Origin of the sequence: Rhizobium pisi (assembly GCF_003938655.1) — a bacterium.
GTDB classification, from domain to species: Bacteria; Pseudomonadota; Alphaproteobacteria; order Rhizobiales; family Rhizobiaceae; genus Rhizobium; species Rhizobium pisi.
The window spans coordinates 66,890-89,504 of sequence record NZ_RJJT01000020.1 but is presented as its reverse complement, the minus strand read 5'-3'; the positions used below and the strand labels follow the sequence as shown (position 1 = coordinate 89,504).

The window sequence follows — 22,615 nt, the reverse complement described above, 5'->3', positions numbered from 1 at the left end:
CACTCGAGGAGATGCCATGACAGACACATTCGATCCGCGCGCCCTTGCGGCCAGGCTTCACGGCCTGCGCCAAGCCGGCAGGCAGGAGACAACGAGCACGTTCACGCTGCCGGCCGACCTGCATCAAGCGATGGAGACGCAGAATTTTCTCGCCGCCGCGGATGGCATTTCCAGCAATGCCTGGAAGGTGACGGCCTCGCCGCAGGGCCAGGGGGTCGCCGGACCGCTGCACCCCTATGTCGAAGCTGTCTCGGGCGCCAGCATTCGCTGGTATCCGGGCCTGAAATTCGAAACCGAGATCGCCGTGCGCCTCGGCAAGGACCTGCCGATCCGCCCCGAGAGACCATACAGCCGCGCCGAAGTGGTCGAGGCGATCTCCGCTGTCCATCTCGGCGCCGAACTGCTGGTCAGCGCCGTCAGGGAAAGCGGCGGCATCTCCTTTCCGCTGTTCCTCGCCGACCGCCTCGGCAATAGCGGCTATGTGCTCGGCCCCAAGGTCGACAAAAGCGTCGTCGATACTGCCGGCGGCACGCCCCTCAGGGTTACCCATGCCGGCCGCACGATCTATGATGGTCCGGCGCAGCATCCGAAGGGCGATGTTCTCACCTGGCTCGTCGACTACGCCAATAACGGCTCGCGTCCCGAAGCATCGCTGAAGGCAGGCGCGCTCGTCACCACAGGCACGTTGAGCGGCGCGGTCGAACTGACCGGACCCGGTGAGATCGACATTCTCTTCGGCGACATCAGGCTCGGTTTTTCGGTGTCCAAGGTCGATTGATGGCGGCTCGACAGCCGTCGGTTACACCTTCTCGCGGAACATCTCGATGATGGCTGAAAAATCCCTGCCGCCATTGCCCAGCTTTTCGAAGAGCGCGTAAAGCTGAGCGGCCTCCGCTCCGAGCGGCGTGGAGGCGCCGCTTGCGAGTGCGGCTTCCTGCGAGAGCCTGAGATCCTTCAGCATCAGTGCGGCGGCAAAACCTGGTTTATAGCCATTGTTCGCTGGCGAGGTCGGCACGGGTCCCGGCACCGGGCAATAGGTATTGATCGACCAGCACTGCCCCGATGAGGTGGAGGCGACGTCGAACAGCGCCTGATGCGACAGGCCGAGTTTCTCGGCAAGCACGAAGGCTTCGCAGACGCCGACCATCGAAATGCCGAGGATCATATTGTTGCAGATCTTCGCCGCCTGGCCGGCACCGGCCTCGCCGCAATGGACGATCTTCTTTCCCATGCCCTCGAGGATCGGCTTCGCCTTGGCGAACGCCTCTTGCGAGCCGCCGGCCATGAAGGTCAGCGTGCCCGCGCTCGCCCCGCCGGTGCCGCCGGAGACGGGCGCGTCGAGCGACAGGCAGCTTGCGGCCTTGGCCATCTCATGCGCCTTGCGGCTGCTCTCGACATCGATGGTGGAGCAATCGATGACCAGCGTGCCTTGTGCGATGGACTGCAGGATGTCCGTCCACGCCGTCAGCACGTGCCTGCCCTGCGGCAGCATGGTGACGACGATTTCGGCATCCTTGACCGCCTGGCTAATATGGCTCGCCGGCGTTACACCGTTCTCCTCGGCCGCCTTCAGCACGGGTGCCGCGAGATCGAAGCCCGTCACCTCGTGGCCTGCCTTGACCAGATTGGCGGCCATCGGGCCACCCATGTTGCCCAATCCGATGAATGCGATCCTTGCCATGGTCTTCTCCTATCGATTGTCTTCGAGGATCATCGCGGCCGCCTTTTCGGCGATCATGATCGTCGGCGAATTGGTGTTGCCCGACGTGATCGACGGCATCACCGAGGCGTCGGCGATCCTGAGCTTGCCGAGCGCCCGAAGTTTCAGCCTGGGATCGACGACGCTGTCCCTGTCGGCGCCCATGCGGCAGGTGCCGACGGGATGGAAAATCGTCGTGCCGATATCGCCCGCCGCCCGCTCCAGATCGGCCTCCGTCTGATAGGCCGGCCCCGGCTTGAATTCTTCAGGCCTGAAACGAGCAAACGAGGGCTGCGCCACGATCCTGCGCGTCAACCGTATGGAGCGGACAGCTATGTCACGATCGCGCTGCGTCGAGAGGTATTTCGGGCTGATCGTCGGCTGGGCGGCGAAATCCGGGCTTGACAGATGCACCGAACCCCGGCTTTCCGGCCTGAGATTGCAGACGCTTGCGGTGATTGCCGGGAAAGGATGGACGGGATCGCCGAACTTTTCCAGCGATACCGGCTGCACGTGATATTGCAGGTCTGGCGTTTCCCGATCCGGACCGGAGCGGGTGAAGATGCCGAGCTGGCTCGGCGCCATCGCCATCGGCCCGGAGCGGCGGACGAGATATTCGAGCCCGATCGCCGCCTTGCCGATCAGCTTCGTCGCTTTCTCGTTCAGCGTCGGAACGCCCGTCACCTTGTAGGCCAGGCGCAATTGCAGATGATCCTGCAGGTTCTCGCCGACGCCCTTCACCTCGGCGACGACATCGACGCCGGCCCGGCGCAGCACTTCGCCCCTGCCGATGCCGGACAGTTCCAGAATATGCGGCGAGCCGATCGAACCGGCTGAAAGGACGGTTTCTCTCGCCGCATAGGCGTGTTTGGTCACGCCGTCATGCTGGAACTCGACACCGGCGACGGCGTCCCCCTCCACTAGGAGCCGTCGGACCTGCGCCTTGGTCAGGACGGTCAGGTTGGCGCGCGTTATCGCCGGGCGCAGGAAGGCCTTCGAGGTATTCCAGCGGATGCCGGAACGCTGGTTGACGTCGAAATAGCCGGACCCTTCATTGCTGCCACGGTTGAAATCCGCAGTCTCCGGAATGCCCGCTTCCTTTGCCGCTTGCTGGAAGGCGTCGAGCACGGCCCAGCGCACGCGCGCCTTCTCGATGCGCCATTCGCCGCCGGCGCCATGCATGTCGTCCGCGCCGCGATAGAAATCCTCGGACTTCCGAAAGAAGGGCAAAATATCGTCCCATCCCCAGCCGCTGCAGCCCATCTGCCGCCAGAGGTCGTAATCGCGGGCCTGGCCGCGCATGTAGATCATGCCGTTGATCGACGAACAGCCGCCGAGGACCTTGCCGCGGGGATAACTTAGCGCCCGGCCGTTGAGCCCCGCTTCCGGCGCCGTGGTGAAGCACCAGTCGGTGCGCGGATTGTTGATGCAATAGAGATAGCCGACCGGAATATGGATCCAGTGGTAATTGTCGCTGCCGCCGGCTTCGAGCAGCAGCACGCGGCTCCGGCCATCCGCCGACAACCGGTTGGCAAGCACGCAGCCCGCGCTGCCCGCCCCGATGATGATGTAGTCGTAACGATCCATGTGTCCTGCGCAAAACTCCAGATGCTTACCGCTTCCCTCTCCCCGCGGGACGGGGAGAGGGAGAGTCGCAGTGCCGCCGCCGTCTCTCCTCCCGGGGGAAAGTGATTCTTTCCCGAGAAGAGAGAGGTCCGCCCATTCAGCGGCGATAGACGAAGCCCAGTTTCCGCCCCAGCCGCGAGGCGTAGAATTCACCGATGATGCCGCGGCGGAAGATCAGCACGCAGACCATGAAGACGATGCCGGTGATGATCGTCACCGGGAATTCCGAGGTGGCGAGGTAGTTTTCCAGCGCCACCACCAGCCCGGCGCCAAAGAGCGGGCCGATCAGCGTGCCGATGCCGCCGAGCAGCGTCATCAGGATCACCTCGCCCGACATCTGCCAGGCGACGTCCGTCAAGGTCGCGAACTGGAAGACGATCGATTTCACCGCGCCTGCGAGCCCCGCAAGCGCCGCCGACATGACGAAGGCGCCGAGCTTGTAGCGCGCCACGGAATAGCCGAGCGAGATCGCCCGCTGCTCGTTCTCACGGATCGATTTCAGGATCATGCCGAAGGGCGAATTGATGAAGCGCCAGATGATCAGCACGCCGATGATGAAAACACCAAGCACGAAATAATACATGTTGGTCGAGCTGTTGAGATCGATGAAGCCGAAGAGATGGCCGCGGGGCACGGACTGGATGCCGTCCTCACCTTCGGTGAATTTCGCTTGCAGGCAGAAGAAGAAGAACATCTGCGACAGCGCCAGCGTGATCATCGCGAAATAGATGCCCTGACGGCGGATGGCGAAGAAGCCCATGACGAGACCGAGGAATGCCGCGCCCGCTACCCCGATCAGGATGCCGAGTTCCGGCGGCAGGCCCCATGATTTCACCGTATAGGCGGTAAAATAGGCCGCACCACCGAAGAAGGTGGCATGGCCGAAGGACAGCAGGCCGGTATAGCCGAGCAGCAGGTTGAAGGCGCAGGCAAAAAGCGCGAAGCAGAGCAGCTTCATCAGGAAGATCGGATAGAAGAAGAACGGCGCCAGGAGCAGGAGCAGCAGCCCCGCCAGCAGGAAACCGGCCTGCACCGAAAAGGCGGTTCGGCTTTTTTCTGTTTGGATGGTTTCGGTGATGTCAGCCATGTCAAGCATCCCGGCCGAAAAGGCCCGCGGGCCTGATGAGAAGCACGATCGCCATGATGACGAATATCACGATGTTGGAGGCCTCGGGATAGAAGACCTTGGTCAGGCCCTCGGCGATGCCGAGCACATAACCGGTGATGATCGCGCCCATGATCGATCCCATGCCGCCGACGACGACCACGGCGAAGACGACGATGATCATGTTCGAGCCCATCAGCGGCGAAACCTGGTAAATCGGCGCCGCGAGCACCCCGGCAAAAGCCGCCAAGCCGGCGCCGAGCGCATAGGTGAGCGTCAGGAGCACCGGCACGTTGACGCCGAAGACCTGCACCAGCACGGCGTTTTCTGTGGCGGCTCTGAGATAGGCGCCGAGCTTGGTCTTCTCGATCAGCAGCCATGTGCCGATGCAGACGACGAGCGAGACCACGACCACCCAGCCGCGATAGATCGGCAGGAACATGAAGCCGAGGTTTGCCCCGCCGGCAAGGGCTGATGGCGTCGCATAGGGCTGGCCGGAGGAGCCGTAGAGATAGCGGAAGGTGCCCTCGACCGCGAGCGCCAGGCCGAAGGTGAAGAGCAGGCCGTAAAGCGGATCGAGATCGTAGAGTCGGCGTAAGAACAGCCGCTCGATGACTGCGCCGGCAAGGCCGACGATGACAGGCGCCAGGATCAGAGACGGCCAGTAGCCGATGCCGGCATAGGTGAGTAGCAGATAGGCCACGAAGGCGCCGAGCATGTACTGCGCGCCGTGCGCGAAGTTGATCACCCGGAGCAGGCCGAAGATGATGGCGAGGCCGAGGCTGAGCAGCGCATAGAAGGAGCCGTTGATCAGCCCGATCAGCAGCTGGCCGAGCAGCGCCTGCATGGGAATGCCGAAGATCATCGTCATCTGGTCATACTCCCAGAACCTTGTGCAGCGTATCCATGCGCTGCGGCAGTTCGCCGACCGGGAATTCCGACACCATCTGCCCATGATCCATCAGATAGAAGCGATCGGCAATACGGCTGGCGAAACGGAAGTTCTGCTCCACGAGCAGGATCGTCATGCCGCGCTCCTTGAGTTTTTTCAGTACCTCACCGATGCGCTGGACGATGACGGGCGCAAGCCCTTCGGTCGGCTCGTCGAGGATGAGCAGCCTGACACCGGTGCGGAGAATCCGAGCGATCGCCAGCATCTGCTGCTCGCCGCCGGAAAGCTTGGTGCCCGGGCTGCCGCGGCGCTCGTAGAGATTGGGAAAGAGCTCGTAGATTTCGTCGAGCGTCATGCCGCCGCCGGCCACGACAGGCGGCAGCAGCAGGTTTTCCGAAACGGTGAGCGTCGAGAAAATGCCGCGCTCCTCCGGCACGAAGCCGATGCCCCGATGCGCTGTCTGGTGCAGCGGCACCTGCATCATGTCGCTGCCGGCAAAGCTGATCCTTCCCTTCCGGGCACGCACGATGCCTGTGATGGTGCGCAGCGTCGTCGTTTTGCCGACGCCGTTGCGGCCGAGAATGGTGATCGTCTCGCCTTCGCCGATATGCATGTCGACGCCATGCAATATGTGGCTTTCACCGTACCAGGCGTTGAGCCCCTGAACTTCGAGGAGAGCAGCCATCAATGCTCCTCCGTGCCCATGTAGGCCACGCGCACGCGCTCGTCCTGGCTGACTGTGGCATAATCGCCCTCGGCGAGGATCTCGCCGCGCTGCAGCACGGTGACGTGCTGACAGATATTGGCAACGACGGAGAGATTGTGCTCGACCATCAGCACCGCCCGGTCGCGGGCGACCTCTCGGATGATCGACGAAACGACGCCGACATCCTCATGCCCCATGCCGGCCATCGGCTCGTCGAGAAGCAGCACTTTCGGGTCCAGCGCCAGCGTGGTGGCGATCTCCAGCACGCGCTTGCGACCGTAGGAAAGATCAGCGGCGATATGATCGCGCTCCTTGGAGAGCCCGACGCTTGCTAGCAGCTGCTCGGCGCGCTCGTTCAGCCGGTCGAGTGCGGAGAGCGGCCGCCAGAACTGCGTGGAGAGGTTGTTCGGCCGCTGCAGCGCCACGCGCACATTGTCGAGAACTGAGAGATGCGGGAAGACCGCCGAAATCTGGAAGGAGCGCACCAACCCCATGCGCGCCACCCTGTCGGGCGGCGTCCCGGTGATATCTGTGCCCATCAGCGTGATCGTGCCTGATGTCGGCTGCAGGAACTTCGTCAGCAGGTTGAATACCGTCGTCTTGCCGGCGCCGTTCGGACCGATCAGCGCATGCACGCTGGCATCATGCACGTCGAGATCGACGTTCCTGACGGCGGTGAAGCCGCCGAAGTCGCGGCGCAGGCCGCGGGCGGACAGTACCACCCGCGGCTTCGCCTGAGTTTCAATCGCGGAAACCGCCATGGTGATTACTTCACCAGATCGCAGCCGCTCTTGGCGGGATCGATATAGGCTTCCTTGCCGGGGATGGTGGCGAGAACGTTGAAATAATCCCACGGTTCCTTACTTTCCGCGGGCTTCTTGACCTGCAGCAGGTACATATCGTGGATCATCCGGCCGTTGGCGCCGACCGTGCCGCCACGTCCGAAGACGTCATCAACCGGCATTTCATGCAGCAGCTTGGCGACGGCATCAGTATCGTCCGTGCCGGCCTTCTGCACCGCCTTCAAATATTGCGTCACTGCCGAATAGGTGCCGGTGTGGATCATGTTCGGCATCTTGCCGGTGCGGGCGAAGAACTTCTTGGCGAAGGCGCGGCTTTCGTCGTCGCGGTTCCAGTAAAAACCTTCCGTCAGCGTCAGGCCTTGAGCCGCTTCGAGGCCGAGACCGTGGACTTCGGCGAGGGTAAAGAGCAATGCCGCCAGATGCTGACCGCCCTGGGTGATGCCGAATTCGGCCGCCTGCTTGATGGCGTTCGAGGTGTCGAGGCCGGCATTGGCAAGGCCGATCACCTTGGCGCCTGATGATTGCGCCTGCAACAAGAAGGACGAGAAATCCTGGGTCGACAGCGGGTGGCGAACCGAGCCGACGACCGTGCCGCCGCTCGCCTTGACGTAATCGGTGGTCTGCTGCTCCAGGGAATAACCGAACGCATAGTCGGCGGTCAGGAAGAACCAGCTGTCGCCGCCCTGCTTGACGAGCGCGCCGCCGGTGCCGACGGCCAGAGCGTGCGTGTCGTAGGCCCAATGGAAGCCGTAAGGCGAGCAGGCCTTGCCGGTCAGATCCGTCGTCGCAGCACCGGTGACGATGTCGATCTTCTTCTTCTCCTTGGCGATCGCCTGCACGGCAAGCGCCACGGAGGAGGTCGTCAGTTCCATGATCGCATCCACCTGCTCGGTGTCGTACCACTGGCGGGCGATGTTGGAGGCGATATCCGCCTTGTTCTGGTGGTCGGCATCGACGATCTCGACAGGAACGCCCAGCACCTTGCCGCCGAAATCCTCGACCGCCATCTTGGCGGCTTCGACGGAAGACTTGCCGCCGAAATCGGCATAAACGCCCGACTGGTCGTTCAGAATGCCGATCTTGACCTTACCGTCAGTCGCGCTCTGCGCGAACACCGCAGTGCTGCTTGCAAGCAGAAATGCAACGGATGCAACGAGATTCTTTCGCATGCTCTCTCCTCCCAGAGATTAGCCAGATTACGGATCTGTTCAGATTTGGCCAGCCGCACTCCTCAGAGCGACCGACCCTTAGCCTACGATCAAGGAAATTCCGCCTTGAAGCAACCGGTGGTTTACAATTAATTCCAAACAGTATCTGTTCGTTTTTGAACAGATGGGGACCGCGATGAGCAATCCACCGCAGTTTACTTGGGACGATCTTCAGTTTTTTCTAGCCGTCGCCCGCACAGGACAGCTGTCGACGGCAGCCCGGCAGCTGCGCTCCAGCCATGCCACCGTTTCGCGCCGCATCGACCGGCTGGAATTCACCCTCAAGGTCAAGCTCTTCGAGCGCAATCCGCGCGGCTATGTGCTGACTGCCATGGGCACGCGTTTCATCGAGACGGCCGAGAGGATGGAGCAGGAGACCGAGCGGCTGCGCGCCGACCTCGCCGACGGTTCGATGGCGCAGCGCGGCCTGGTGCGTCTCAGTGCGCCGGAGGGTTTTGCCAATTTCTTCTTTGCAACCGTGCTGCCGCGCTTTGCCGCCCAGCACCCTCATCTCTCGCTCGAGCTGGTCACGATCCAGCAGATCATGTCGCTGTCGCGCAAGGAGGCCGATCTTTCCGTCGTGCTCGACGAGCCGAAGGGCGGGCCTTATTTCGCCGAGAAACTAACGGACTACCATCTGCAGATCTACGGCTCGCGCGAATATCTGGCAAAGGCGCCTGACATCACCCGCCGGGAAGACCTGCTCAACCATCCCTTCGTCAGCTATATCGAGGAGATGATTTTCGCGCCGGGCCTGGACTATCTCGGCGACGTGCACCCGCGCATCAAGCCGCAGTTCCAGAGCTCCAGTATCTTCGCGCAGCTGACTGCCACCCGAAACGGCCTCGGCCTCTGCATCCTGCCCTATTTCTTCGCCAGCCGTTACCCCGAACTCGTGCGCGTCTTGCCCGAGGAAATCGACCTCAAGCGCCATTACTGGATCACCTGCCACCGCGACCTGAAACAGGCGCCGCGCGTGCGCGCCGTCATCGATTTCCTGCGCGAGGCGGTGCGCGGCGAGGATGCACGCTTCGTCCCGCCCTATGTCACCGCCGCCGGCCCAGTACGCAGAGGAAAGCCGGAAGCCTAGTTACTTCAGGAATTCGGCCCGGTGCGGCGTAAACGTATCGATCAGCCGGCCCTTTTCCAGCGCCTTGACGCCGTGGACGAGATTGGGGGGCACGATGAAGCTGCCGCCCTGCCGCAGCACTTCGGTCCGGCCATCGATCGTCACTTCGAAGCTGCCTTCCGCGACATAACTTGCCTGGATATGCGGATGCGAATGCGCTGCACCTACGGCCCCGCTCTCAAAGGCCACTTCCACCATCATCATCTCGGGCAGATAGGTCATGATGCGCCTGACGACGCCGGGCTCCGGATTGACCCATTCGGCGCCTTCAGCCGATACGAACAGATCGCTTGATGACATTTCCGCCTCCTCGTTGCAGACTCGATCGCGGGCAAAGTGGATCATGCGGCCGCCTTTGAAAAGATCACGCGTCTCGTCTTTTCGCCGGATCGCCCTTGGTTGACGCGGTCGGCTGGTGGGTCTATCCCGACCGGGAGACAAGCAGCTTGAACCGGGGATGAGGAGACGCCGCCATGCAGCATACGCGCGAGGTTTTCGATTGGGCCGATCCGTTCCGGCTGGTGGAGCAACTGACCGATGAAGAGCGCATGGTACTGGACACCGCCCATGCCTATGCGCAGGAAAAGCTCGCTCCGCGCGTTCTCGATGCCTTCCGCCACGAAAGGACCGATCCTGATATCTTCCGGGAAATGGGTGAACTCGGCCTGCTCGGCCCGACGATCTCGCCTGAATACGGCGGCGCCGGCCTTGGTTACGTCGCCTACGGCCTGATCGCCCGCGAGGTCGAGCGGGTCGACAGCGGCTACCGCTCGATGATGAGCGTCCAGTCCTCGCTCGTCATGGTGCCGATCGAGACTTTCGGCTCCGAAGAGCAGAAGCTGAAATACCTGCCGAAACTTGGCGCCGGCGAATGGATCGGCTGCTTCGGCCTAACCGAACCCGATCATGGCTCCGACCCGGGCTCGATGGCGACGCGCGCCAAGAAGGTCGACGGCGGCTACAGCCTGACCGGCTCGAAGACCTGGATCTCCAATGCGCCGATCGCCGATATCTTCGTGGTCTGGGCAAAGACCGAGGATGGCCTCATTCGCGGCTTCATCCTCGAAAAAGGCTGGAAGGGACTTTCGGCGCCCGCCATCCACGGCAAGGTGGGCTTGCGCGCCTCGATCACAGGTGAAGTGGTCATGGACGGCGTCTTCGTGCCCGAGGAAAACCTGCTGCCAGGTGTAACCGGCCTCAAGGGACCGTTCACCTGCCTTAACTCCGCCCGTTTCGGCATCGCCTGGGGCGCGCTTGGCGCCGCCGAGGATTGTTATGCAAGGGCGCGGCAATATACGCTGGAGCGCAAGCAGTTCGGCCGGCCGCTCGCCGCCAACCAGCTGATCCAGAAGAAGCTCGCTGACATGGCGGCGGAAATTTCGCTCGGCCTGCAGGGCTGCCTGCGGCTCGGCCGCATGAAGGAGGAAGGCCATCCCCCAGTGGAGCTCACCTCGATCCTCAAGCGCAACAGCTGCGGCAAGGCGCTGGAGATTGCGCGCGCGGCCCGCGACATGCTCGGCGGCAACGGCATCTCCGACGAGTTCGGCATCGCCCGCCACCTTGTCAATCTCGAAGTGGTCAACACCTATGAGGGCACGCACGATATCCATGCGCTGATCATCGGACGGGCGATAACAGGCATTGCCGCCTTTGCGAACTAGAGCATTGGCCCGAACATCGAAATCGATTTTCGGAAAGCGCTGTAGATTCAAAGCGTTATAGAGTCTTTTGCGGCTCCGAAAGGACGCGCTGCGCGCTCGGTCCTGTTGACAAAATACCGGCGCCAAATTTTTGCGACAACGGAGACTGTGAACGCTGCGTATGCGGTTCTCGGGCGCTTCAGGCCTTGGGCGTAGCCTGATTCTGCTATATGGCTGCGCGAAATGGATGCGCATGTGAAAATGAACTACCGCCCCGATTTGGATGGACTCCGCGCCATAGCCGTGTTGGGCGTTCTTCTGTTCCACTTTTCTATAGGACCATTCCCCGGCGGATTTGTGGGCGTCGACATCTTCTTTGTCATCAGCGGGTATCTGATCACCAGGCTGATCGTCGAGGAGGTGGAACAGGGGCGGTTTTCGTTCAAGCGGTTCTATGTGAGACGCATGCGTCGGCTTTTCCCGGCATTGCTCTTCATGCTGTTGTGCTCTCTCGTCGCCGCGGCGCTGATCTTCCCACCGGAGCAGATGACAGGCTTCGGCGCATCATTGGCGGCATCGGTATTCTCTGTCTCGAACATCACGTTCTGGTCGGAGCATGGCTATTTCGATGTCAATTCGCATCTAAAGCCTCTGTTGCATACGTGGTCCTTGGGCGTCGAGGAGCAATTCTATCTGGTCTGGCCGTTCGCGCTGGTGTTGCTTTTGCGGTTCGGACGGAAGGCCGTAATGGCTGCGTTGGCTCTGGTCTTTGTCGCAAGCCTCGGCGCGAACCTGGTGATGGAGCCTTATCGGTCGACGCTATTCTATCTCTCACCATTCCGGTTCTTCGAGTTTGCGATAGGAGCAGGATTGGTACTCATGCCCACTGCGCGATCGAATGCCGCAATGGAGGGAGCGCTGCTCTCCGGCTTGGTGATGATCGCCTATTCCTATCGGGATTTCACGGAAGCCACTCTGTTTCCGTCCTATCCGGCGCTGGTGCCCACAGTCGGAGCGGCCCTGGCTATCTGGGGCGGACAGGCACGGTGGTCTGGGCTGCTTCTGCGCAACAGGGCAGCGGCATCGGTCGGATTGATCAGCTATTCGTTATACCTGGCGCATTGGCCGTTGCTGGTGTTCTGGCGATATGGAAGTGCGGAGCCGCTGGCTCGCAATGAGGGCGTTGCTCTTCTGATCCTGACATTTGCAATCGCCTGGGCCATGTACGTCTTCGTCGAACGGCCATTCCGTGAAAGAAACGCCGCGGGCTATTTGATTTTGCCGCGGGTCTACATGCGCGGTGCTGTTGTAGCGGCACTTGCCGTATCGGCGATCGGCCTCCAGGTCTTGGTATCCCACGGTTGGCTATGGCGCCTCGGTGAGCGTGGGGAGTTTATCGGAGAGTTCGTTCGTGGAGGAGACCGGAGAGCGGACGCGCAATATGGGGGCAGCGGTTGCAGCACACCGTGCAGCACGTCGACAGAAAGCCGGAAGCCCGACGTCATATTCATCGGAGACTCACATTCCCGCCAGTATTATCGTGGCGCAAAGGAAGCGTTGGCTGGGCTCAAAGTGGACTTCTACGCCTTCCCAAGTTGCCAGTTCTTTTCCCTGGAATACACGCGAGACTACACCGGATATGCCGATCCGGTGCTCTATGACAGCCAATGCCGTGAAGCGCGGAAACAGGCATTCGAGGGTATTCGCAAAGCCCCCGACGCTTTGATCGTGCTGGGCGAGTATTGGTATCCTGTGCGAATGTTATCGGAGGCTGGCAGGGCTCCTTGGGCGGTCACGACGCCGGAAGCCTACTATCAGTTCGTGGGTGCAGAAGTGTCGCGGCTCCGGAAGTCCTTCGGGAATCGTCAGATGGTTGTTCTCGGCAGCGTTCCGACATCTGGCGGCATCGGCTCGCCGCTCGGTTGCTTCGGCAATCTTTACCGGGTTGACCCGGGATGCCTGAAGCAACCAATTTCCAACCCGGCTATTTCGAAAAGAGCTGAGATCAATGAACTGCTGGCGGAAAATTTATCGCCTGCAGTGACATTCGTAGACCCATTTGATGCCCTTTGCGCCCGAAAAGAGTGCACGGTTATGAGCGACGGACCTCTGTATTCCGACGACACTCACCTGTCAGGGCTCGGTGCGAAAAAGGTAATGGCTGAAGTCGCCACGACTATTAAACGAAAGCTTGCTGTTCGTGGGGCGGAAGTAAGCAGGCAAGTGATTCAATAGGCCTAAAGCAGGCCTGATGCGCTCTCATAACCAATGCATGTTGCCTAAAGTATGCAGCCGTTTCGGAACTCCGACGCGACGCGCTTTAGCCTGTTGACGCGACAGGGCGAATTGCCACGCGCCTGACAATGTGCAACCTTCCCTAGCGACGGCCCAAAAGCCGGCAAAGAGGGGGATCGCGCATGTTTCTGCTTCTTGCATTGCTGATCGGTGTCATTGCTGGCCTTCGCGCCATGACCGCGCCGGCCGCCGTCGCCTGGGGCGCGGCGCTTGGCTGGTTCGACGTCTCGCAGACGCCGCTTGCCTTCATGGGGTACCAGTGGACACCATGGATCCTGACGCTTTTCGCCGTCGTCGAACTGATCACCGACCAGCTGCCCACCACGCCGTCGCGCAAGGTGCCGGTGCAGTTCGGCGCCCGGATCGTCACGGGAGCGCTATCGGGTGCAACGATCGGGGCGGCCAGCGGCCTGCTCTTCGGCGGGCTGATCGCCGGCGTGATCGGCGCAGTCATCGGCACATATGGCGGCGCTGCCGTTCGCGGCAGGCTCGCAACCTCATTCGGCAAGGACCTGCCGGCCGCCCTCATCGAAGATGCCGTCGCCGTCATCGGCGCGGCGCTGATCGTGGGGGCCGTCTCATGAAAAACTTCGACGCCATCGTGATCGGCGCCGGCCAGGCCGGCCCGTTCCTCGCAGCCCGCATGGCCGAAAAGGGCATGAAGGTGGCGCTCATCGAGCGCAAATTCCTCGGCGGCACCTGCGTTAATGCCGGCTGCATGCCGACGAAGACGCTGGTCGCCAGCGCCCGCGCCGCCCATGTCGCAAGAAGCGGCGCTATCTACGGCGTGAAGATCCCGGGCGAGGTCGGTATCGACATGAAGGTGGTGAGAGCCCGCGCCGAGGCCGTGACCATGAACGCCCGCAACGGCCTGATCGGCTGGTTTAACGGCATGGACGGCATGAGCGTGATCTACGGCCATGCCCGTTTCGAGAGCCCGAAGACCGTCAGCGTCAACGGCGAGACGCTGACCGCGCCGCGCATCTTCCTCAATGTCGGCGCTCGGCCTGTCGTCCCCGAGCTACCAGGCATCGACGAGATCGATTATCTCACCAGCACCTCGATCATCCATCTCGACACCCTGCCCCGGCATCTCGCCGTGATCGGCGGCAGTTATATCGGGCTGGAATTTGCGCAGATGTATCGCCGCTTCGGCGCCGAGGTCAGCGTCATCGAGCACGGCCCGAAGCTCGCATCGCGCGAGGACGAGGACATATCGGACGCGATCGCCGACATCCTGCGCTCGGAAGGCATCAGCGTCCACACCGATGCCGGCAGCATTGCCTTTGCGCGAAACGGCAGCGGCGTGAACGTCACCGCCGGCTCGGCGAAGATTGACGCGAGCCATGTGCTGATCGCCACCGGCCGCAAACCGAACACCGACGATCTCGGGCTCGATGCCGCCGGCGTCGTCACCGATAAACGCGGTTATATCACCGTCGACGACAAGCTCGCCACCAATGTCGAGGGCATCTGGGCACTCGGCGACTGCAACGGTCACGGCGCCTTTACCCATACCTCCTACAACGACTTCGAGATCGCCGCCGCCAACCTGCTCGATGGCGACGACCGCAAGCTTTCGAGCCGCATCCTGGCCTACGCGCTCTATATCGACCCGCCGCTCGGCCGCGTCGGCATGACGGAAAAGCAGGCGCGCGCCTCGGGACGCAGGATCATGGTCTCGACCCGGCCGATGAGCCGCGTTGGCCGCGCCAACGAGCGCGGCGAAACCAAGGGCTTCATGAAGGTGATTGCCGACACCGAAACCAAGGAAATCCTCGGGGCGGCGATATTGGGCATCGAGGGCGACGAGGTGATCCACGGCATCATCGATGCGATGAACGCGGGAACGACCTATCCGACGCTGCAATGGTCGGTGCCGATCCACCCGACGGTGTCGGAGCTGATCCCGACGCTGCTTGCGGATTTGAAGCCGGTTCAGCTGTGAATGCGGCCGGAGGCGGACCCGCGTGTCTATTGAACTGCTGATCGAGCATTACGGTCTGCTGGCAATATTTCTGGGCGCCGCCTTCGAGGGCGAAACGGCGGCTTTCCTCGGCGGCGTGATTTCCCACCGCGAGCTGCTCACCTATTGGTCGGCCTCGTTTGTGGCCACGGCAGGCTCCTTCGCCGCCGATCAGATGTGGTTTTTTGCCGGCCGCTACGCCGGGCAATGGGGCTTCGTCCGCCGGCTGATGGAAAGGCCGGCGCTGGCACGCGTGACCCGGCTTCTGGAAAACTATCCGACCGGCTTCATCCTGGCGTTTCGTTTCCTGATAGGCTTGCGGACGATCAGCCCGATCGTCATCGGAACGACGCGCATACCAACCGGTAAATTCGTCGTCCTGAATGCCGTAGCCGCGCTGGTCTGGGGACAGCTTTTCACGGCGCTCGGCTACCTGTTCGGACATGGCATTCAGAAGACAATGGGGCACCTTCCCCTTCAGCACCACCTGCTCATTGCAGTCGGAGCCGCGGCCCTCGTGGCGGGCGCGGCTCTTGCCTTTCGCAGGATGAAGCCGAGAGCCGGGCATTCATAAAAGAGGCGCGGCTACCTACTCCATTACGATCTGCAGCTTGACGTCGCTCGGCCGTGCTTCGACGGCGCGATCGAACGCCTTGATCGAATCCTCGAACTTGAACGTCTCTGAGATCAGCGGCTTGAGATCGACGCGACCCGACGCCAGCAGCGCGATCGAGCGCTCATACTGGTGCGCATAACGGAACACCGTCTCGATGCGGATTTCCTTGGTGGACGCCGTCGAGACGTCGAAACCGACAGGGTTGACCGGCAACCCGACGGCGACGATGACGCCCCCCGGGCGCGGCAGCGCCATGACCGTCTCCCAGGCTTTTGGCGAGCCGGAGCATTCGAAGACGACATCGGCGCCCCAATCGTCGGTCAGCCGGCCGACTTCCTCGATCAGGCTCTTCTCGCGGATATTGACCGGGATCACGCCCTGATACCGCGCTGATATATCGAGCTTCGGCTGGGCGAGATCGGCGACGATCGCGCGTGCGCAGCCGCCGGCAAGGGCAGCGATCGCCACCATCGTGCCGATCGGCCCGGCACCGAGAACGACGGCGGTATCGCCAGGCGCAATCTTTGCTTTATGAGCCGCCTGCATGCCGACGGCGAAGGGCTCGACCATGGCGCCTTCGGCGAAGCTGACATTGTCGGGCAGCTTGAAGGTATAATTTGCGGGGTGCACGACCTCAGGCGTCAGCACGCCATGGATCGGCGGCGTTGCCCAGAAGGTGACATCGGGATCGATATTGTACATGCCGAGCCGGCTTGCCTTCGAATTCGGATCGGGAATGCCGGGTTCCATGCAGACGCGGTCGCCAACTTTCAGGTGCGTGACACCCGGCCCGACATCGACCACCGTGCCCGCCGCCTCGTGGCCGAGCACCATCGGCGCGTTGACGACGAACGGACCGATCTTGCCATGGGTATAATAATGTACGTCCGAACCGCAGACGCCCACGGTATGAATCTTGATCTTCACCTGCCCCGGTCCCGTTTCCAGCGGCAGATCGATATCGCGAAGCGCGAGCTCATGCTGGCGCTCCAGCACCAGCGCACGGACTTTGGTCATGATCGGTTTCCTTCCCTATGGCCTCCTGCGATTCATGGAGCACCGTTGAACAGACTATAAGACCGTAAGGGGCGACAATTCAATCCTCTCAAGCTTTTGCTCAAGATGTGATGAAATGCCCATTTTCCATAACCCGAAAGATTAACGTCCCAAGACCTCTGGATGATTCCAGCCAAGACCATTGTGGAGTATATTCTCAAGTCTAAATCGCCATCAATGAAGAAAGATAAAGAGATGAAGCACGATAACGATAATATCGTCAGGAATATCTCTCGCGGCGCGACGATATCAAAGCAATTCCGGGACCTCTGGCGCCGGCTCGTAGACAACTGCATCGGCGCGTTCGAAGAAGACCGCTCGCCGAAGCCGGTGCGCGTTATTGTCAAGCCAATGGATCGAAATCGCCCCATAAAGCGTTAATAGCAGGCGCCGGCATGGCGTCGCGGAGACATGACGGCTCCCGGCACCATGCGGATCGGCAAGAAGGAAGACCATCATGAAGTCGATCGTGTCATTTTGCCTGTTCGCATCCCTTCTCCTTGCCGCGAATGGAGCGTCTGCCGCAATCGAGGAAGCATCGCTTCCACCACAGCAGCAGGAAGAAAAGCTGGTGCCGGCCAATCTCGAACTCACTTTCACCGGCCCTGTCGATCTTGCCCGCTCGACGGCCATCCTGCTGGATGCCCAGGGCACACCGCTTCCGACAGGCAAGCCGTTTCTCTCAGGCCCAGAAGGATCCATATTCAAGATCCCGCTCGACCCGTCGATGGCGCCGGGCCTCTATACCGTCGACTGGCGCGTCCTCTCGATGGATGGCCGCAGCGCCGAAGGCCAGTATCAGTTCCGGGTCGATCCTTAGCGCCGCAACCGCCGCTTCGGCCCGTAAAAGCATTTATAAGATTTTTATATTGATGGCCGCCTGCCCGTCTCGATCCTTTATGCCCTCCGGCTCCATATTGATGCCCGAGAGATCAAAGCGATCATCTCCACGCCAGAAAGCATGAAAGGCGGCCTCCATCGAGATGCCGGCCCTTTGTCTTGTCTGACTCCAAACAGAACGACAGGAGTCACGATCATGATGGATATCATTTTACTTGGCACGACGATCATATTCTTCGTGCTCTGCTTTGCCTACACCAGAGCCTGCGACAGTCTCTAACCGGAGAACCGCAATGACCCTCGATTATGTCTTGAGCGGTGCGGTGACCGTATTTCTCACCGTCTACCTCACCTACGCTCTCCTTCGCCCAGAACGCTTTTGAAGAAAACTGGCGCTTCTGAGGTCGCGATGCGCGGCCGAGAAGCAGCCGGGTATTGAAAGTTTACCTCCATGACCCTCAACGGATGGCTTCAGATCCTGCTTTACTGCGGGATCATCCTCGTGCTCGTCAAACCGCTCGGCGGTTACATGACGCGTGTCTTCAACGGCGAGCGCACTTTCCTGTCACCGGTCCTCGTTCCGATCGAACGGGGGCTTTACCGCATTGCCGGCACCAGCGAACGCGAAGAACAGCACTGGACCTCCTATGCCTTCGCCATGCTGCTCTTCAGCCTGCTCGGCGTCATCGTGCTTTACCTGTTGCAGCGTCTTCAGGCCGGGCTTCCCTATAATCCGGCCGGCATGGCTGCCGTCCCGCCGGAGCTTTCCTTCAACACCGCCGTCAGCTTCGTCAGCAACACCAACTGGCAGAATTACGGCGGCGAAAGCACCATGTCGTATCTGACGCAGATGGCCGGCTTCACCGTCCAGAATTTCGTCTCGGCGGCCACGGGCATTGCCATAGCGCTTGCGTTCATCCGCGCCTTCTCGCGCGCTTCGGGCAAGGCCGTCGGCAATTTCTGGGTCGATATGACTAGGGCGACCTTCTATGTGCTGCTGCCGATCTGCATCGTGCTGACGCTTGTTTTCGTCTATCTCGGCGTGCCGCAGACGCTCGGCCCCTACGTCAATGCGACGACGCTCGAAGGCGCGCAGCAGACGATCGCCGTCGGCCCCGTCGCCTCGCAGCTTGCCATCAAGATGCTCGGCACCAATGGCGGCGGCTTCTTCAACGCCAACTCCGCCCATCCGTTCGAAAACCCCGACGCCATCTCCAACCTCATCCAGATGGTGTCGATCTTCGCGATCGGCGCGGCTCTCACCAACGTCTTCGGCCGCATGGTCGGCAACCAGCGCCAGGGCTGGGCGATCCTCGCCACGATGGGCATCCTGTTCGTCGCAGGCGTCGGCATCACCTATTGCGCGGAAGCCGCCGGCAACCCGCTGATGCATGCCTTCGGTCTTGGCGGCGGCAACATGGAAGGCAAGGAAGTCCGCTTCGGCGTCGCCCTGTCCTCGCTCTTTGCGGTTATCACCACTGCGGCCTCCTGCGGCGCGGTCAACGCCATGCATGGCAGCTTCACCGCGCTCGGTGGCCTCGTTCCGCTGATTAACATGCAACTCGGCGAAGTCATTGTCGGCGGCGTCGGCGCGGGCTTCTACGGCATCCTGCTTTTCATCATCGTCGCCGTCTTCGTCGCTGGTCTGATGGTCGGCCGCACGCCGGAATATCTCGGCAAGAAGATCGAAGCGAAGGAAATGAAGATGGCCGTTCTCGCCATCCTCTGCCTGCCGCTCGCCATGCTTGTCTTCACCGCAATCGCCTCGGTGCTGCCAAGCGCCGTCGCCTCCGTCGGCACTTCAGGCCCGCACGGCTTCTCCGAAATCCTCTATGCCTATACGTCGGCTGCGGCCAACAACGGCTCGGCTTTCGGTGGGCTCACAGGCAATACGCCCTGGTACAACATCAGCCTCGGCCTCGGCATGCTGATGGGCCGCTTCCTGGTCATCATCCCGGCGCTTGCCATCGCCGGTTCGCTGATCGCCAAGAAATCGGTTCCGGCCTCGGCAGGCACCTTCCCGACGGACGGCCCGCTCTTCGTCGGCCTGCTTGTCGGCACGATCCTGATCGTCGGCGGCCTGACCTTCTTCCCGGCGCTGGCCCTCGGTCCCGTCGTCGAGCATCTGGTCATGATCGCAGGCCAGACCTTCTGAGGTGATGCCATGATCCTCCGCCACAGGCTTCGCCAAGCTTCTCATCCACGTCCCGGTGCGCCGGGACGTGGGAATGGCCCGAGACCCCAAGCCTCCGACATCATCCTGGTGATGATGGCAGGCCTCCTCGTCATCGCCGCCATCGTCAAAATCTTACAGGGCTGACCGGCTTCCGGTTCGCCATCCTCGTTTCAAAGCTGGAGTCTCTTATGAGCCAGGCAAAATCCGCGAGTATCATGGATAGTCGCATCCTCATTCCGGCCGTGGGCGCCGCTTTCAAGAAGCTCGACCCACGCGCGCTCGCCAGAAACCCTGTCATGTTCGTCGTGGCCACGGTTTCGGTGCTCACCACCGTCCTCTTCCTGCGCGACCTCATCGCAGGCAACGGCAATCTCGGCTTCTCGTTCCAGATCAATATCTGGCTCTGGTTCACCGTGCTCTTTGCGAATTTCGCCGAAGCGGTCGCCGAAGGCCGCGGCAAGGCGCAGGCGGATTCGCTGCGCAAGGCGCGCACCGAAACCCAGGCAAAGCTGCTCACCGCCGGCAATGGCAGCGACTACCGCATGGTGCCGGGCACCAGCCTCAAGGTCGGCGACCTCGTGCTCGTCGAAGCCGGCGACATCATCCCGTCGGACGGCGAAGTGATCGAAGGCGTGGCCTCCGTCAACGAAGCGGCGATCACCGGCGAATCCGCCCCGGTCATCCGCGAATCCGGCGGCGACCGCTCGGCGGTAACAGGCGGCACCCAGGTGCTGTCCGACTGGATCCGCGTCCGCATCACCGCAGCCGCCGGCTCGACTTTCCTCGACCGTATGATCGCACTCGTCGAGGGCGCGGAACGCCAGAAGACGCCGAACGAGATCGCGCTCAACATCCTGCTCGCCGGCATGACGCTGATCTTCGTGCTCGCCACCGCGACGATCCCGAGCTTTGCCATCTATGCCGGCGGCTCGATCCCGATCATCGTCCTCGTCGCCCTTTTCGTCACCCTGATCCCGACGACGATCGGCGCGCTGCTGTCGGCAATCGGTATCGCCGGCATGGACCGCCTCGTCCGCTTCAACGTGCTCGCCATGTCCGGCCGCGCGGTCGAAGCCGCCGGCGACGTCGACACGCTGCTCCTCGACAAGACGGGCACGATCACGCTTGGCAATCGCCAGGCGACGACCTTCCGCCCGGTTCGCGGCGTTTCCGAACAGGATCTCGCCGATGCCGCCCAGCTCGCCTCGCTTGCCGACGAAACGCCGGAAGGCCGCTCCATCGTCGTGCTCGCCAAGGAGAAATACGCGATCCGCGGCCGCGACATGGCAAGCCTCAAGGCCACCTTCGTGCCCTTCACCGCTCAAAGCCGCATGAGCGGCGTCGATCTCGAAGGCGCCTCGATCCGCAAGGGTGCGGTCGATGCGGTGCTGACCTATGTCAACGGCGATGCGCCCTCCAAGAACGGCGGTGAGGTCGTGCGCGAACTGCAGTCGATATCAGACGAGGTCGCCAAATCGGGCGGCACGCCGCTCGCCGTTGCCCGCGACGGCAAGCTGCTCGGCATCATCCAGCTGAAGGACATCGTCAAGGGCGGCATCCGCGAGCGCTTCACCGAGCTGCGCCGCATGGGCATCCGCACCGTGATGATCACAGGCGACAACCCGCTGACGGCAGCCGCCATCGCCGCCGAAGCCGGCGTCGATGACTTCCTCGCTCAGGCAACGCCTGAGATGAAGCTGGCGCTGATGCGTGAGGAACAATCCAAGGGCAAGCTCGTCGCCATGTGCGGCGACGGCACCAACGACGCGCCCGCGCTTGCCCAGGCCGATGTCGGCGTCGCCATGAACACCGGGACGGTCGCCGCCCGCGAGGCCGGCAACATGGTCGACCTCGACTCAGACCCAACGAAGCTCATCGAGATCGTCGAGATCGGCAAGCAGCTCTTGATGACACGCGGCGCGCTGACGACCTTTTCGATCGCCAACGACATCGCCAAGTACTTCGCCATCATCCCGGCGATGTTCCTGACCTTCTACCCGCAGCTCAGCGTGCTCAACGTCATGGGGCTTTCGACGCCGCAAAGCGCCATCCTCTCGGCGATCATCTTCAACGCGTTGATCATCATTGCGCTGATCCCGCTGTCGCTGAAGGGTGTCCGCTATCGTCCGATCGGCGCCGGCGCACTTCTGTCGCGCAACCTGCTGATCTACGGTCTCGGCGGCATCATCGTCCCCTTCATCGGCATCAAGGCAATCGACATGGCCGTCGCGGCCCTCGGTCTCGCCTGAGACACTCCAAGGAGTAAGAACAATGTTTAGAGAATTTCGCCCGGCAGTCGTCATGATCGTCGCCACCACCGCCATAACAGGCCTTCTCTACCCGCTCGCCATGACGGGTGCCGCCCAGGCGCTCTTCCCAACCCAGGCAAACGGCAGCCTAGTTGAGAAAAACGGCCAGGTGATCGGCTCGACGCTGATCGGCCAGGCCTTCACCAGCGACAAGTATTTCCACGGCCGTCCTTCGGCGGCCGGCGACGGCTACAATGCGGCCGCCTCCAGCGGCTCGAACCTCGGCCCGACCAGCCAGAAGCTGATCGACCGCGTCAAGGGCGACTATGAGGCCGCGAAGGCAACGAATCCGACAGCCGACGTACCCGCCGACCTCGTCACCGCTTCGGGCAGTGGCCTCGATCCTCATATTTCGCCCGATGCGGCCTATTTCCAGGTGGCGCGTGTCGCCAAGGCGCGGGGCGTTGCTGAAGCCAAGGTCAAGGCACTGGTCGACGGTGCAGTTCAGGCCCGGGAGCTCGGCATTCTCGGCGAACCCACCGTCAATGTTCTGGCGTTGAACCAGAGCCTTGATGCTTCTATGACTGAGTAAGGTTGGCGGGCCGGGCG

22 protein-coding genes are annotated in these 22,615 nt (G+C 61.9%); 13 read left to right on the top strand and 9 right to left on the bottom strand.

Going from position 1 to position 22,615, the window contains the following annotated elements; all coding sequences use genetic code 11:
* The first annotated feature begins 16 nt into the window (after window positions 1-16).
* Window positions 17-778 (top strand): fumarylacetoacetate hydrolase family protein, encoded by a 762-nt coding sequence (locus EFD55_RS24885; RefSeq protein ID WP_125848434.1) that lies wholly within the window; start codon window positions 17-19, stop codon window positions 776-778.
* Window positions 779-799: 21 nt separating this feature from the next.
* Here the strand turns inward: EFD55_RS24885 and mmsB are convergent, their stop codons facing one another.
* The 7 genes from mmsB to EFD55_RS24850 all read right to left on the bottom strand — a co-directional run bounded on the left by mmsB (window position 800) and on the right by EFD55_RS24850 (window position 8,000).
* A complete protein-coding gene (gene mmsB, locus EFD55_RS24880) occupies window positions 800-1,681 on the bottom strand; it encodes a 3-hydroxyisobutyrate dehydrogenase (protein ID WP_125848432.1) in 882 nt (293 codons plus the stop codon).
* A gap of 9 nt (window positions 1,682-1,690) precedes the next feature.
* Window positions 1,691-3,286 (bottom strand): GMC family oxidoreductase, encoded by a 1,596-nt coding sequence (locus tag EFD55_RS24875; protein ID WP_125848430.1) that lies wholly within the window; start codon window positions 3,284-3,286, stop codon window positions 1,691-1,693.
* Between the two features lie 136 nt (window positions 3,287-3,422).
* Window positions 3,423-4,412 carry a branched-chain amino acid ABC transporter permease gene (locus EFD55_RS24870; protein WP_125848428.1) on the bottom strand — a complete coding sequence of 330 codons (990 nt, stop codon included), beginning with the start codon at window positions 4,410-4,412 and terminating at the stop codon, window positions 3,423-3,425.
* Window position 4,413: 1 nt separating this feature from the next.
* Window positions 4,414-5,301: a branched-chain amino acid ABC transporter permease gene (locus EFD55_RS24865; RefSeq protein ID WP_125848426.1), complete on the bottom strand. Its 888-nt coding sequence runs from the start codon at window positions 5,299-5,301 to the stop codon at window positions 4,414-4,416.
* Window positions 5,302-5,305: 4 nt separating this feature from the next.
* Complete coding sequence (locus EFD55_RS24860; RefSeq protein ID WP_125848424.1) at window positions 5,306-6,007, bottom strand: ABC transporter ATP-binding protein; 702 nt, start codon at window positions 6,005-6,007, stop codon at window positions 5,306-5,308.
* Window positions 6,007-6,789, bottom strand: coding sequence for an ABC transporter ATP-binding protein (locus EFD55_RS24855; RefSeq protein ID WP_125848422.1), 783 nt, complete (start codon window positions 6,787-6,789; stop codon window positions 6,007-6,009). The genes EFD55_RS24860 and EFD55_RS24855 overlap by 1 nt, the downstream gene beginning before the upstream one ends.
* Window positions 6,790-6,794: 5 nt before the next feature.
* Entirely contained in the window at window positions 6,795-8,000 is a 1,206-nt protein-coding gene (locus EFD55_RS24850; RefSeq protein ID WP_125848420.1) for an ABC transporter substrate-binding protein, read from the bottom strand.
* Window positions 8,001-8,175: 175 nt separating this feature from the next.
* Here EFD55_RS24850 and EFD55_RS24845 point away from each other — a divergent pair, with 175 nt between their 5' ends.
* The gene (locus EFD55_RS24845) at window positions 8,176-9,129 is read left to right on the top strand and encodes a LysR family transcriptional regulator (RefSeq protein ID WP_125848418.1); all 954 of its coding nucleotides are present in this window, start codon (window positions 8,176-8,178) and stop codon (window positions 9,127-9,129) included.
* Here the strand turns inward: EFD55_RS24845 and EFD55_RS24840 are convergent, their stop codons facing one another.
* The gene (locus EFD55_RS24840) at window positions 9,130-9,468 is read right to left on the bottom strand and encodes a cupin domain-containing protein (RefSeq protein WP_125848416.1); all 339 of its coding nucleotides are present in this window, start codon (window positions 9,466-9,468) and stop codon (window positions 9,130-9,132) included.
* Between the two features lie 173 nt (window positions 9,469-9,641).
* On the opposite strand from EFD55_RS24840, the gene EFD55_RS24835 reads away from it, so the two are divergent.
* The 5 genes from EFD55_RS24835 (at window position 9,642) to EFD55_RS24815 (ending at window position 15,643) form a co-directional block, all read left to right on the top strand.
* Complete coding sequence (locus tag EFD55_RS24835; RefSeq protein WP_125848414.1) at window positions 9,642-10,829, top strand: acyl-CoA dehydrogenase; 1,188 nt, start codon at window positions 9,642-9,644, stop codon at window positions 10,827-10,829.
* Window positions 10,830-11,069: 240 nt separating this feature from the next.
* A complete protein-coding gene (locus EFD55_RS24830) occupies window positions 11,070-13,043 on the top strand; it encodes an acyltransferase family protein (RefSeq protein WP_245438543.1) in 1,974 nt (657 codons plus the stop codon).
* A gap of 182 nt (window positions 13,044-13,225) precedes the next feature.
* Complete coding sequence (locus EFD55_RS24825) at window positions 13,226-13,687, top strand: DUF4126 domain-containing protein (protein WP_125848410.1); 462 nt, start codon at window positions 13,226-13,228, stop codon at window positions 13,685-13,687.
* Window positions 13,684-15,051 carry an FAD-containing oxidoreductase gene (locus EFD55_RS24820; protein ID WP_125848408.1) on the top strand — a complete coding sequence of 456 codons (1,368 nt, stop codon included), beginning with the start codon at window positions 13,684-13,686 and terminating at the stop codon, window positions 15,049-15,051. Before EFD55_RS24825 ends, EFD55_RS24820 begins: the two co-directional genes overlap by 4 nt.
* Before the next feature lie 22 nt (window positions 15,052-15,073).
* The gene (locus EFD55_RS24815; protein WP_125848406.1) at window positions 15,074-15,643 is read left to right on the top strand and encodes a DedA family protein; all 570 of its coding nucleotides are present in this window, start codon (window positions 15,074-15,076) and stop codon (window positions 15,641-15,643) included.
* Between the two features lie 15 nt (window positions 15,644-15,658).
* Here EFD55_RS24815 and EFD55_RS24810 read toward each other — a convergent pair whose 3' ends face one another.
* Window positions 15,659-16,702 carry an NAD(P)-dependent alcohol dehydrogenase gene (locus tag EFD55_RS24810; protein ID WP_125848404.1) on the bottom strand — a complete coding sequence of 348 codons (1,044 nt, stop codon included), beginning with the start codon at window positions 16,700-16,702 and terminating at the stop codon, window positions 15,659-15,661.
* A gap of 162 nt (window positions 16,703-16,864) precedes the next feature.
* On the opposite strand from EFD55_RS24810, the gene EFD55_RS24805 reads away from it, so the two are divergent.
* From EFD55_RS24805 to kdpC, 6 genes are all read left to right on the top strand, one after another.
* Entirely contained in the window at window positions 16,865-17,122 is a 258-nt protein-coding gene (locus tag EFD55_RS24805) for a hypothetical protein (protein WP_125848402.1), read from the top strand.
* Between the two features lie 76 nt (window positions 17,123-17,198).
* Complete coding sequence (locus EFD55_RS24800) at window positions 17,199-17,561, top strand: copper resistance CopC family protein (RefSeq protein WP_125848400.1); 363 nt, start codon at window positions 17,199-17,201, stop codon at window positions 17,559-17,561.
* A 313-nt stretch (window positions 17,562-17,874) separates the two neighbouring features.
* Window positions 17,875-17,964 (top strand): K(+)-transporting ATPase subunit F, encoded by a 90-nt coding sequence (locus EFD55_RS24790; protein WP_003547774.1) that lies wholly within the window; start codon window positions 17,875-17,877, stop codon window positions 17,962-17,964.
* 68 nt (window positions 17,965-18,032) lie between these two features.
* Window positions 18,033-19,736 (top strand): potassium-transporting ATPase subunit KdpA, encoded by a 1,704-nt coding sequence (gene kdpA / locus EFD55_RS24785; protein WP_125848398.1) that lies wholly within the window; start codon window positions 18,033-18,035, stop codon window positions 19,734-19,736.
* Window positions 19,737-19,945: 209 nt separating this feature from the next.
* Complete coding sequence (gene kdpB / locus EFD55_RS24780; RefSeq protein ID WP_125848396.1) at window positions 19,946-22,006, top strand: potassium-transporting ATPase subunit KdpB; 2,061 nt, start codon at window positions 19,946-19,948, stop codon at window positions 22,004-22,006.
* Window positions 22,007-22,028: 22 nt separating this feature from the next.
* Window positions 22,029-22,598 carry a potassium-transporting ATPase subunit KdpC gene (kdpC, locus tag EFD55_RS24775; protein WP_125848394.1) on the top strand — a complete coding sequence of 190 codons (570 nt, stop codon included), beginning with the start codon at window positions 22,029-22,031 and terminating at the stop codon, window positions 22,596-22,598.
* Window positions 22,599-22,615 lie beyond the last annotated feature (17 nt).